Genomic DNA, 13,066 nt, shown 5'->3' with positions numbered 1-13,066 from the left:
TAAACCATGTTAAACTCATTAAGACAGCGTTCGGTAAGGTTAGAATGGATCAGCTCCGCCCCGGCTGCCGGCAAAAAAAGTGCGCTCCTGATCCCGGTTTATAATGAAAGCTCCCATTGTGAGATGATGGATCGCTTATCATACTTCAACAATGTTGCGGCCGCGTTAAAGGAAGACGTAGATGTGATTATAATAGATGATGGTTCTACGGACGACAGCCTGGAAAAGATGAAGACTTTTCTCGCCGGTCATCCGGGTGGATTATATGTAGCATCTATTACCCCTAATGCGAATAAAGTGGGTGCTCTTTTTCTGACAATCTTGTCCATCAGCCATGAATTCATCATTCTTTCGGACTTTGATACCGATATCGTCGGCATCAAGGATATGGAAGATATTTCAGTCTCACTGCGGGAAGATGACTCGCTGATGGGCTGTTATTTCAGGATGCTGCCCTACGAGGGCGCCGGCAGAATATTCAGATTTCAGCAGCTGGAATATTCACTGATACGGACATTGTATAAATTCCATCACAAAGAACAAAGCGTTCCTGTCATGCCGGGTGCCGGTTCCTGTTATAAAAGGGAGGTTCTTATTGCGATCTATCAGGAACATAGTGGTTTCAGAAGCGGCGAAGACCGCGAGGCCACGCTGATAGGCATGAAGCTGGGTTACAAAACGATCTACAAAGAAAGTATACTCACACTTACCAGACCTCCCTTGTCATTCAGGTCACTGATTAAGCAACGCGTCAGGTGGAACCTGGGTTATCTTGAAACTTTTGCGAAAGAACGTAAGTATTATTTCAGTCAGATATCCAAGTTTACAAGAGTGGGTGTCAGGACTTTACTGGATATTGTCATTACATTATTCCTGTTGTCTGTCTTACCCCTGATAGTCATGACAAGTCTCATTAGTTTCCAGTTTTTCCTGATTTCGGCAATCGGTATCTATCTGATCACCATCGCCTGGTGTATTAACCTGCTGTTTCTCGGTCCGGAAGAAGTATCCGGGCTGGAAAGGGGAAAGTTATTTTCCATACTGACATTCCCTTTTGTGAAAATGTCAGTGGAATATCTGGCGTGGATGGGTGCTGTAAGAGAATTTTCCAGAAAACAGACTGCCAGCCGCATCGCACGCAATGCCCGTAAACTGGAGTCAGGTAATACCATATACCCTAACTAAATGATCCTTTACGTTATGAGAATCGAACAAGCACAAATTGATCAATACGCACAGGACGGTTTCCTTTTGCTGGAGAATGTTTTTACAGGGAGCGAAACAAATCTGATGCTGGAAGAAATGTTCAGTGTCATCCTGAACGATTGCCCTAACAGAATACTGGAAAAGAATGGAATGGTCCGGTCCTTCTTTGCTCCTGAAAACTTTAGTTCCATGTTTAAAGATGTGTTATCGCTCAGGCGACTGGTGGAACCTTCCGAACAGCTGATCGGCGGACCGGTATATGTACATCAGACAAAATTAAATACGAAGTCTGCGATGGTAGGCGATTGGTGGGAATGGCACCAGGATTACACATTCTGGAAGCGTGATGATGGTATGCCTGCACCGGATGTACTTACTGCGATGATCTTCCTGAACGATGTAACAGAATTTAATGCACCCCTGCTCGTCATCCCCGGATCACATGATGCGGGTACAATTGAAGTAGATGAAGAAGTGGACATTGCGGGCGATACAGATAAATGGTTCAGAGAATATCGTAAAAGTACCTCCTATATGTCGGCCCTGACCACAGATCTTAAATATACACTGGAAAAGAAAACAATACTCAAATGGGCGGTAAATAAGGGTATCACATCAGTAAAAGGGCGTGCAGGATCTGTATTGTTCTTCCACGGTAATATCTTCCACGCTTCCGCCAATAATCTTTCGCCCTGGGACCGGCATACTTTCCTCATTACCTATAACAGTATGAACAACACCCTGCCTGACATGGCTTCTCCCCGTCCGTCTTTTATAGCCAGCCGCTCGTTCATACCTGTCGCTGCAACAGAAGATGATATTATACTGAATAAATATGCCTCAAAATAAAAAACAAAAATATGCACGTAACGATAGTAGGTAGAGAAAATGGAGTAGGACTTGAAAAAGATAAGAAGCTACTGGTCGACCTGTTGACCCGGAATAGTATAAGAACGGATTTCAGAAGCATTGACGAATATGTCCCGCTTCACAAGGATAATGATATCTCTATCTTCACTGAGATTGTCGATAAGAGATATTTTGGAAGGAAGAATATTCTTATTCCTAACCAGGAATGGTTCTATAAAAGATGGTTACCATTCATGCACCGGTTTGATGTTATTTTCTGTAAGACATTTTATGCACAGAAAATCTTCAGTGCTTACCACAGCAATGTGACTTATACAGGCTTTACCTCTCTTGACTGTTACATCGAGTGTGAGAAGAAACCGGAATATTTTCATTCCCAGGGAAAGTCTCAGGCCAAAGGAACACAGTTTGTCGTGTCAGCCTGGGAGACCAGCAAACTGCCTAAGATCCACCTGATAAGCGAAAAGTATGCTTCCAGCGGAGATAATGTTATCATGTATGAAAAGTTATTACCGGAGCAGGAATATAACAGACTGAGAAATGAATGCCTGATTCATATTTATCCCTCTCAGGCAGAGGGTTTCGGGCATTGTATCAATGAAGCCAGGTCCTGCGGGGCAGTGGTAGTCAGCACCGATTTTCCTCCGATGAATGAAATAGCCACGGATTTTCTGGTGCCTATACACCAGGCAAGTGGTTTTTGTGACAGACTGGGCGCATCAGTATCGGTGAAGCCGTCTTCCATCATCGAAGTATTAAATAAATTGTCGCAAAGGGAAGATCTTCCGGAAATAGGCGCACGGAACAGATATTCTTTTCTGGAAGCCGACAGGAGCTTCCGGGAAAAATTCCTCTATGAGATTAACAGAATATAGATACCCGGTAAATCATCTGTAGCATGGAAAATGTAGTAGACACTTTCAGCCAGATCTGCAGGTACAATGAAGACCTGCGTATTGAAGAGGTGAGAAACGTGCTCATTCTTTATGAAGAACAGGAGTTTTTCATAGGGGATACCTGCCTTAAGTTTGATCAGCTGAAAATATGCAGGCAGTTTTTTGCCAATGCCTCGATCAGTATTAACTGTCTTAACAGTAAATACCTGGAATTATATAAAAATCTGTTGAAGAATAATCCGCATGTAGATCATCTTTATAACTTAACCTGGGAGGAAATTGACTTTTCTGAAATAGATGTCGTGCTGTGCGCAACTTATGATGAAGTCGCCTTTATGCACTTTTTACAGGAAAAATACGGCCCCCTTATTTCGGGTGGACTGCTTGATCTGGCCGTTTTTTCCATTACTGCCTATATTTTACGGGTAACAGATGATTTGAGGACAGCATTCCCTGTGAATAAGAAAATGGTGGAATATGCCGCCAGCGTTATGGTCAATCGTCCATATGAAATTTATCTTTCTCAGGAGGAGAGAACATGGGGGAATCAATGGTTGTCGGGTAAGGGGCTGGATAAGGATGAACGCCTCGTCGTTGTCGTGGACACTGCATCCAAAAAGGAGAAACTATTGAGAACAGACGTCTATTTCGACGTATTGGTCTATCTGTTAAGTCTTCATAAAACGAAAGTGCTGGTCTTTGATGAAGGAAGTGTCGGCAAGGCAGAATTTTATCAGGAATGGTTAACAAAGGAACAGTTCAGTAAAATGATATTTTCAACCGGACTGGGATTGAGAAAAGATTTGTGTATCCTCAGCGCTGACCGCACCTCGCTCATTTTAGGACCCTGTACGGGACTTCTGCATTGTGCATCCGGTATGTATAATTACTTTTCAAGGACCTCAGCAGTAGCAGAAAAAATACCTTTAATGATTACCTACACAGGTGTGTATCAGGGAGATAATGAAACGGCAGATCAGTGGTGGGGAAAGTCTCCGCTTATTCAGTGTCTTGTTTTAAAAGATCGTAACGGTCATAAAGATGCCGTTTTGCTGGGAGATTTAAGTGAAGAAGAAAGAAAATATACAGGAGATCTTCTGCCCTGTAGAGAGTATTCATCAGAGATGCTGATAGATTTTATCAGGAGCAGATTCGCTCCACAACCTTAAAACGAACTGTTTATGAAATCTTTTGTTTTTTGCACGAGTTGTATGAATGAAAATTCCGCACATCATCATCTTATCCGTTATGAAAGATGGATTGACTATTATTCCGCGCGCATAACGCAACTGGGCGCTGACAGGCTTTTTCTCATTGATGATGGCGGAAGCGGCGGAGAAGAATTTGCAGCTATTCTGGAGAATGAACTGCCTGATCAGCTGACCAGCACAGTGAATGTTTACAGGTTCAATACCAGCATGGGCCGCAGATCCTATATCGACTTCCCCGGATGGTGGAGAAGCTTCCTTTTTTCAATTGAAATAGCGCGGAAATATGGATATAAAAAAATCATACACCTGGAATCTGATTTTTTTGTTTTATCAGATCGTCTGCAAAATTTTATCGCGTCCCGTAACTCCGGATGGAGCTGCCTTTATTCCCGGCATTACGATTTTCCGGAAACCTGTATGCAGGTGATATGTGAAGATTCTTTTTACTTATTTGATCAGCTGAAGGAGTTCGTGCAGAAAACAAACTATAATCCGGGTGAATATGCCGAAAAAGCGATTCCCTTTACACATATAGAAAAAGAATTTATAGGGGACAGATTGGGGGATCATCTTGTCCTTACTGACTGGCTTGGCAGATTTCTGCCGATGATGGGTAAGTTAGATTTTATCGGGCAAATGGCAACGTCGCTGTCTACGGAAAGAGAACTCGAGATCATCAGAAAAGGAAAGAGAAAACAGCCGGCTAATTAGCATTGATTTATCGTATTTAACTGGTTTTGTTTATTATAAACGTGTTTTTTATTTTTTATATTATCCTTTTTGAAAGGTTAGGTTTTTTTTCGTACGAAAGTTTTCATATATTTGATTCATGAAGTCTGACAGGAATACAGATGCATTCATTGAGCCGACAAAGGCGGAGCTGGAGATATTGCAGGTGCTCTGGCAATATGGGCCATCCACTGTGCGGTTAGTAAATGATAAGCTCAACGAAGAAAAGCGCTCAGTGCAGTATACTTCGACACTGAAGTTGATGCAGATCATGGTGGAAAAAAATATGCTGACCAGAGATGAAAGTCAGATGAAGCATATATATATGCCGGTAGAGGAAGAACAAAAGACTAAAAGTTTTTTACTGGAGCGTTTCGTAAACTCCATGTTTAATGGATCTGCTTCCAAACTGATGATGAATTTACTCGGACATAAAAAAGCGTCTGAAGACGAATTAAGTGCCATACGCGACTTACTGAATAAAGAAGCGAATAAATAAACTGCATTGTTGCAAAATATTAGGATAAGGCCCGCCTGGAAAGGCGGGCCTTATTGTTTAAATATACATCCTGATCGTCTATCGATCGTCTATCCGGTATTAATTCCAACCACCTCCCAGTGCCTGATAAATATCCACCAGTGCATTCATCTGCGCTTTCTGTGTTTCTATCAGTTCAAACCTGGACTCTAATGCATCGCGCTGGGTCAGCAATACTTCCATATAGTCAGCTCTCGCTGATTTGAATAGATCATTTGAAATATTGATGCCTTGTGACAAAGCAGCTACCTGTTGTGACTTCAGGTCATAGCTCTTTTGCAGGTTCTGCATCTTAGACAACTGATTGGCCACTTCAACATATGCATTCAGGATACTTCTTTCGTAGTTATATACTGCCTGTATCTGTTTGGCGTTTGCGCTGGCATAAGCGGACTTTATAGCGTTCTTATTCACCAGTGGTGCTATCAGATCACCTCCGATGGAATACAGCAGGGATTTAGGCGTTTTAAGCAGGTATGCAGGATTAAATGCCTCATAACCCAGTGCCGCTGAAATACCCAGGGAAGGATAGAATTGCGCCTTCGCTACTTTGATATCCAGTCTGGCAGCTGTCAGTTCCAGTTCCGCCTGTTTGATATCCGGACGATTGGCCAGCAGCTGGGAAGGCATACCTGCGTGTATCGTTGCCGGAAGTGATTTGCCAAAGGCTTCATCATTCCTGGCAATCGGCTGCGGATAACGGCCCAGTAGAAAATTAATCCTGTTCTCAGTTTCCGTGATCTGCTGCTGGATATCATACTGTAAACTTCTCGTCTTCAGTACTTCTGCTTCGAATTTGCGCACGGCCAGTTCGGTGACCCTGGTGGCTTCTTTCTGCACCTTTACGATTTCCAGCGCATTATTCTGGATCTCGATATTCTGTTTTACGATCGTCAGCTGGTTATCCAGCGCCAGCAATTCGTAGTAAGAATTAGCGATTTCTGCGATCAGACCTGTCACCATGAAGTTCCTGCCTTCAACGGATGCCAGGTACCGGGAAACAGCCGCTTTGGTGGCATTATGCAGCTTGTGCCAGATGTCAATCTCCCAGGTGGCGTATGCCGCTACCAGGTAATTGGGCAGAGGATCCGGCATTTCTTTTCCTGGTTTGATCTCCGTCGTGGCGTCACCTGCACCCTGACTGGTATAACGGCCTACTTTTTCTACGTCAGCCGCCCCTTTAATGCCTACAAATGGCAGGTATTCCCCTTTTCTGGCTTTGATCTCATTCCGGCTGATCTCAATCTCCTGGAGCGTGATATTCAACTCCTGGTTATGTTGTAATGCGGTATCAATCAGCGCTGCCAGATAAGGATCCGTGAAGTATTCCTTCCATTTGATGCCGGCGATATTGGCTGTATCTGAAGATGTATTATAACTGGCAGGCGTGTTTTTATTCTCTGTTTTTTCAACGGCGTTAGGAATGCTGCACGCGGTGAAACCCAGCGCAATGCAGCCTCCTACGATATATCTGTATCTTTTTCCTTTAAACATTGTGTTCAATTTCTTCAGTTAGAGGAAGCTCTTCTTCATGTTTCACCAGCTTGTGTTTCTCCGCTATTTTACCGAAGAAATAGTATAAGCCCGGTACGAGTATAACCCCGAAGATGGTTCCGAAAAGCATACCGCCCGCAGCAGCCGTACCGATCGTACGGTTACCGATCGCACCGGGTCCTGTTGCAAATACCAATGGTATCAGCCCTGCGATGAAGGCGAAGGAAGTCATCAGGATCGGGCGGAAACGCGCTTTCGCACCTTCTATCGCAGAGCGGAATACCGACTCGCCTGACTGGTGCTTCTGTACCGCAAACTCCACGATTAGCACCGCATTCTTACCTAACAACCCAATCAGCATCACCATACCTACCTGTGCATAGATATTGTTTTCCAGTCCCAGTAATTTCAGGAAGAGGAATGCGCCGAATACACCCGCCGGTAATGACAGCACTACTGCTAATGGCAGCATGAAACTCTCATATTGTGAAGCGAGGATCATATATACGAATGCAAGACAGATCAGGAAGATATAGATCGCCTCATTACCGCGTCCTACCTCGTCTTTGGTCATACCACCCCAGTCGATATCATATCCTCTTGGTAAACTCTGCTGCGCTACTTCCTGGATGGCCTTGATCGCGTCTCCACTGCTATATCCGGGAGCAGGAGAACCCTTGATCGCAGAAGAAGTAAACATGTTGTAACGGGTGATCTCATTCAAACCATATACCTTTTCCATTTTCATAAAAGTGGAGAATGGCACCATTTCATCATGGTCGTTCTTGACATACAGTTTCATGATATCTTCCGGCATAGATCTGTACTGCGGACCTGCCTGTACCATCACTTTGTAAAGACGGCCATATCGGATAAAGCTGGTCTCGTAGTTACTACCAATCAGGGTAGATAGTGTCTGCATGGCATTGGCAATGGTCACGCCTTTTTGCTGTGCGATCGCGTTGTCAATATGCAACACAAATTGCGGGTAGCTGGCACTATAGAAGGTAAACAGGGCTGTCAGTTCTTTACGTTTCTTCAATGCTTCTACAAAATCCCTGTTTACCGCTTCCATTTTCTTATAGTCGTTGGTACCGGTTTTATCAAGCAGGCGTAAGTCAAAACCACCTGCTGCACCATAACCGGGAACGGCTGGCGGCTGGAAGAATTCTATCACAGCGCCGGGTATATCTTTGGCTTTCTCTTCAAGCTCCTGGATGATCTCTTCTGAGGAATGTTTGCGTTCTTCCCAGCTTTTCAGGTTGATCAGACAGGTACCGGAGTTAGATCCTGTACCTTCCGTCAGGATCTCATAACCTGCCAGGGAGGATACAGATTGCACACCATCGATCTTCTCCGCTATTTTCTGTAATCTGTTGGAGATCTCGTTGGTTCTTTCCAGCGAAGAGCCGGGAGGCGCCTGGATCACCGCGTAGATCATACCCTGGTCTTCAGCAGGAATAAAGCCCGGAGGAACGGTGTTGCTCAGGAACCAGGTACCGGCACAGAAGCCGATCAGTATACCGAAAGTGACAACCCTGCGGTTGACGATCCTGCGTAAGAGGCGGGTATAGCGTCCGGTCAGTTTGTCAAAGCGGTTATTGAACCAGTCCAGGAAGCGGTTGATCGGTGTTCTCTTTCTGGGGTGCCCATGGGTATTCTTCAGCATCATGATACACAGGGCAGGAGTGAGCGTCAATGCGATCACACCGGACAGGATAATCGCCGTCGCCATGGTAATAGAGAACTGTCTGTAGAAGATACCTACCGGACCAGACATGAAGGCCACCGGAATAAACACGGCCGCCATTACCAGCGTAATCGCGATAATCGCGCCGCTGATCTCATGGACGACCCGTTTTGTAGCCAGGTAAGGCGAGAGGTGTTCTTCTGCCATTTTCGCGTGTACGGCTTCAATCACCACAATGGCATTATCCACCACAATACCGATGGACAGTACAAGCGCAAAGAGGGTGATCAGGTTGAGGGTCAGTCCGAAGAACTGCATGAAGATAAAAGTACCCACCAGTGACACCGGTACGGCCAGTGCCGGTATGAGCGTTGATCGCCAGTCACCCAGGAAGAGGAATACCACTATACCCACAAGAATAAATGCTTCTACCAGGGTATGCAATACCTTTTCAATAGAGGCATCCAGGAACTTGGATACGTCGTAACTGATCTCATAATCCATTCCCTGCGGGAAGGATCTTGACTTGATCTGTTCCAGTTTTTCTTTTACTTCCTTGATGACCTGGCTGGCATTACTACCGTAGTATTGTTTTAATACGATGGCGGCCGAAGGACTACCATTCAGGTCGGAATAGATATCATAGAACAGACTGCCGAATTCTATATCTGCGACGTCTTTCAGGTGTAGGAGTTCTCCGTTGGGATTGGCCCGCAGGATGATATTTTCGTATTCTTCCTTGGTACTGAACCTACCGGGATACTTCATGACATATTCGAATGCCTGCGAACGTTTACCCGAGCTTTCGCCAGTTTTACCCGGAGATGCCTCCAGACTCTGTTCATTCAGGGCTTTCATGACTTCTTCTGCCGAGATTTTATACGCCAGCATTCTGTCTGGTTTCAGCCAGATACGCATCGAGTATTCACGGGTACCCAGGATACGGGCACTACCGATCCCTTTCAGACGGGAGAGTTCCGGCAGGATATTGATATCCGCAAAGTTGTAGAGGAATCGTTCATCTGTATGTTTATCCGTACTGTGCAGGTTCACATACATCAGCATTGCCGGTTGTTCAAGACTGGTCAGCAAGCCTTCGCGTATTACCAGGGGAGGCAGTTTGTTGATCACCTTAGCGATACGGTTCTGTACATTCAACGCCGCCAGGTTAGGGTCTGTACCCAGGTCAAATACAACCTGGATATTGGCTTCACCGGTATTCGTCGCATCGGAGGTCATATATTTCATACCGGGTACCCCGTTGATGGCTCTTTCCAGTGGAATGATCACTGTTTTTACCAGTAGTTCACCGTTCGCACCGGGATATTCCGCTGTTACTTTTACGGTAGGGGGTGAGATCGCAGGAAACTGCGTTACGGGAAGACTCATCATGCCCAATACCCCCAGGAGAACTATAATGAGTGAGAGCATTATAGAAAGGACGGGCCTTTTAATAATATTACTGAACATTTTGCATGTGTTTTAATGGTTACACTATTCCGCTTTTAGTCTGAGATGGGTAATAACAGTAGCGGGATCCTGGAATTGATAAGTGATCTTATCATTGTCTTTCACTTTCTGTACACCTTCCAGCAGGATTCTGTCATTTTCAGTCACACCACTTTTTACGACGAAAAGATCAGGCATCTGTGCCTCGATGGCGATTTCTCTTGATTTCAGCACATTGTTTTTGTCTACCACAAATACGTATTTCTTGTCCTGGATCTCATAGGTCGCTTTCTGCGGAATAATGAGTGCATTTTTCAGTGGAACCGTCATCAGCACTTTACCGGTTTCACCGTGTTTCAGGAGTTTATCCGGATTAGGGAATTTGGCCCTGAAGGCGATATTACCTGTCTCATTATTGAATTCACTTTCAATAGTTTCAACGATGCCAGGATATTTAAACTGCTCGTTATTGGCTTCCAGCAGATTTACCTTTGTTTTGGCGCCATTCTGTTCACTGTTTTTGTAATCCAGGTATTCTGGTTCTGAGACGTTATAGTAGACAAACATTTCACTGTTATCGCTCAGGGTGGTGAGTAATTCGCCTTCATCTATCAGGCTACCCAGTTTGAGGGGGAGTCTGTCTATATAGCCATCAAACGGAGACCTGATGTCTGTAAATGCGAGGTGTACTTTTGCGAGGGACATTTCTGCATTTGCCTTTTCCAGTTTGGCTTTTGCCATGGCCAGTTCATTGGGGGAAACGACGTTTTTGTCAGACAATGCCTGTGTGTTTTGTAATTCGATCTCTGCGGCCTTCGCTTCTGCCTGTGCTTTTGCGAGTTCAGATTCATAGATCTTCGGCATGATCTTGAAAAGGAGTTGTCCTTTCTTTACGAACTGTCCTTCGTCAATCAGGATGTTTTCCAGGTAACCTCTTTCCTGGGCTCTTATTTCAATGTTCCGGACAGAGCGGATCTGCGATACATATTCCTTTGTGACGGCCGTGTCCATCCTGATAGGATTGGTAACAAAAAACTTGCTGTCGCCTTCTTTTTCTTCGGCTTTAGATGGTTTGCAGCTGGTATGGCAAAGCAATGCCCCCAGGCCCGTAAGCATGACAATTCTTTTCATGGTAATGTTGCTTTTTCAGCGCGGTATGTTGGTTCGGATAATTGTGTTTATGTGATGTATATTATGCAATACACGAGCGCATTCCTTATAGACGATGCTATCGGACGTATTGAGTAAAATAAAACGAGCATAAAAAAAACGGGCAATCGCAGGGATATGACCGGGAGTAGGTAAATCAGATCCTGATTACAAGAAATAAGATGTAACGATCTGCAGGAAGATAGGATAGTGGCTTGTTAGCAGCTAAGCCCTGTATCGTTTGTTGGGAAGAATAGTCAGTAAAACAGTCAGCGAAGAAAGCGGTAAGATCACGGGGTATTTCAAGGGCTTTTTTGAAAGAAGCAATGTCGTCATCTTCTTCATTGTCAGCGGCGTAAATCTTTATATAATTCTTTTTAGACTTACCTGGCGCATGTAGTGTTTTATGCAGGCCATGTCTGTGGTAGGTGGTTGCGAGATGTAAATACTCCGGATTTTCAAACACTTTTCTCAGGGTACAGCCGATGTCGTCGTGGCTCGTACGAGCATACGACTGGTGATATACGCCAATCAGGAGAAAAAACAGCGTGAGAAAAAATCCAGTTAACCCCTTTTTCATCAGATGCTAAAATTATATAAAGTTGCTTATATAGACAAGCCCGTATTTTATAAACGGAAAAAAGTATGGTTATAAGTAATACCGGTTTCAGTTAACCGGCTGTACAGTGCCGCTTTTGGCGGATAGCAAAAATATTATTCAATTATAGTATGTACCCGTTTTTAGGGACGAACGGTTATAATTAAAGAGGGCCATTCTGTTATGAATGACCCTCTTTATATACCTGGAAATTTTCTACCTCATGATACTATTCACTTCCTGAATAAAGCGTTCGATCTTCTGCGTATTTCTGAAAGAGGCTAACATCAATACCTTCTCTTTATTCTCTCCGGGTTTCTGGAAATACATATGTACTTCTGTACCGGAATAAAGTCCGTTGTATGTTTTGCGGATGGTCTGGAAGGTTACAAAGTGCTCAAACGGATGCTGATGATTGCCTAGTCTGATCGGACTTTTCCTTTCGATCATACGGGTGCCGGTATTGAAGGTCACCTTTGTGAAAGCAGCTGCGATCAGCAACACGCCGAATACGATAGGACCGGCGGTCATGAGTACCTTACCGATAGGGTTCAGGTCTTTCATCCATGCAGCAGAGGTACATTCATGAATGCCCAGTGCAAGACAGGCGGCTCCGAATATCAGCAGGCCGATCTTACTTGTTTTCAGGGTGTACACACCGCCATCCGGGATGAAGTACTTAAAGTCCGTAATTGTTTCGAGCTTTGCCTGCGGCAGGGGATCTACGGCATCCAGGAACTGATGGATCAATGGAACAACTTCATTACTAAATGCAACGGCATTCTTATCCGTATCCTTGCTGTATCCTGAAGAAAGCGTAATACCGCGGCCATATTTATGGGCTTTGGTAAAGAGGCGGAAACTGAAACCACCGGGACGCTGGGTGACGATATTGACGCCCTGTAGCTTGTTGAAAGGGATATTCCTGACAGGAATGAAACCAAATAACATTTTCTTCATCACACCATTCGTACGGTCGAATACGATATACGTAAAACCACCGAGAAAGAACAATGCAAGTGTGATAAACAGAAACGATGCAAAGGGGGCTGTCCCAATAACGTTTTGCTCGCCCATCGCCTGGAAGGCGATAATAATTCCGGCGAAGATCAGGGCTAATACGCCTGCTAAAATAAAAAATAGGCCAAAGGGTTGAATGACGATCCTGTCGGATTCAATTTTCCAGCGGGTTTTTGTGATAGACATAAAGATGGTTTAAACGAACATTACTTACGT

Annotated in this window: 11 protein-coding genes; 6 read left to right on the top strand and 5 right to left on the bottom strand. The window is 44.5% G+C overall.

The genetic code is table 11. The features are described from left to right. Positions 1-6 precede the first annotated feature (6 nt). From CPIN_RS25705 to CPIN_RS25680, 6 genes are all read left to right on the top strand, one after another. Positions 7-1,185: a glycosyltransferase family 2 protein gene (locus CPIN_RS25705; RefSeq protein ID WP_012792786.1), complete on the top strand. Its 1,179-nt coding sequence runs from the start codon at positions 7-9 to the stop codon at positions 1,183-1,185. 15 nt (positions 1,186-1,200) lie between these two features. Then, positions 1,201-2,055 carry a phytanoyl-CoA dioxygenase family protein gene (locus tag CPIN_RS25700; protein WP_012792785.1) on the top strand — a complete coding sequence of 285 codons (855 nt, stop codon included), beginning with the start codon at positions 1,201-1,203 and terminating at the stop codon, positions 2,053-2,055. Positions 2,056-2,066: 11 nt separating this feature from the next. Beyond that, the gene (locus CPIN_RS25695; protein ID WP_012792784.1) at positions 2,067-2,951 is read left to right on the top strand and encodes a glycosyltransferase; all 885 of its coding nucleotides are present in this window, start codon (positions 2,067-2,069) and stop codon (positions 2,949-2,951) included. A 23-nt stretch (positions 2,952-2,974) separates the two neighbouring features. Then, positions 2,975-4,141: a hypothetical protein gene (locus CPIN_RS25690; RefSeq protein ID WP_012792783.1), complete on the top strand. Its 1,167-nt coding sequence runs from the start codon at positions 2,975-2,977 to the stop codon at positions 4,139-4,141. A 12-nt stretch (positions 4,142-4,153) separates the two neighbouring features. Next, the gene (locus CPIN_RS25685; protein ID WP_012792782.1) at positions 4,154-4,894 is read left to right on the top strand and encodes a hypothetical protein; all 741 of its coding nucleotides are present in this window, start codon (positions 4,154-4,156) and stop codon (positions 4,892-4,894) included. 118 nt (positions 4,895-5,012) lie between these two features. Then, positions 5,013-5,411, top strand: coding sequence for a BlaI/MecI/CopY family transcriptional regulator (locus tag CPIN_RS25680; protein ID WP_012792781.1), 399 nt, complete (start codon positions 5,013-5,015; stop codon positions 5,409-5,411). Between the two features lie 99 nt (positions 5,412-5,510). Here the strand turns inward: CPIN_RS25680 and CPIN_RS25675 are convergent, their stop codons facing one another. From CPIN_RS25675 to CPIN_RS25655, 5 genes are all read right to left on the bottom strand, one after another. After that, positions 5,511-6,944: a TolC family protein gene (locus tag CPIN_RS25675; protein ID WP_012792780.1), complete on the bottom strand. Its 1,434-nt coding sequence runs from the start codon at positions 6,942-6,944 to the stop codon at positions 5,511-5,513. After that, a complete protein-coding gene (locus tag CPIN_RS25670) occupies positions 6,937-10,104 on the bottom strand; it encodes an efflux RND transporter permease subunit (protein WP_012792779.1) in 3,168 nt (1,055 codons plus the stop codon). The genes CPIN_RS25675 and CPIN_RS25670 overlap by 8 nt, the downstream gene beginning before the upstream one ends. Positions 10,105-10,128: 24 nt before the next feature. After that, positions 10,129-11,214 carry an efflux RND transporter periplasmic adaptor subunit gene (locus CPIN_RS25665; protein ID WP_012792778.1) on the bottom strand — a complete coding sequence of 362 codons (1,086 nt, stop codon included), beginning with the start codon at positions 11,212-11,214 and terminating at the stop codon, positions 10,129-10,131. A 175-nt stretch (positions 11,215-11,389) separates the two neighbouring features. Continuing rightward, on the bottom strand, positions 11,390-11,812 hold the full coding sequence (locus tag CPIN_RS25660) for a hypothetical protein (protein WP_012792777.1): 423 nt from the start codon (positions 11,810-11,812) through the stop codon (positions 11,390-11,392). A gap of 234 nt (positions 11,813-12,046) precedes the next feature. Next, the gene (locus tag CPIN_RS25655; RefSeq protein WP_012792776.1) at positions 12,047-13,036 is read right to left on the bottom strand and encodes a hypothetical protein; all 990 of its coding nucleotides are present in this window, start codon (positions 13,034-13,036) and stop codon (positions 12,047-12,049) included. Positions 13,037-13,066: the final 30 nt, after the last annotated feature.

It is taken from the genome of Chitinophaga pinensis DSM 2588 (assembly GCF_000024005.1).
In the GTDB taxonomy this organism is placed as follows: Bacteria; Bacteroidota; Bacteroidia; order Chitinophagales; family Chitinophagaceae; genus Chitinophaga; species Chitinophaga pinensis.
The sequence above is the reverse complement of the archived record's forward strand: the minus strand, read 5'-3'. Positions and strand labels throughout refer to the sequence as shown.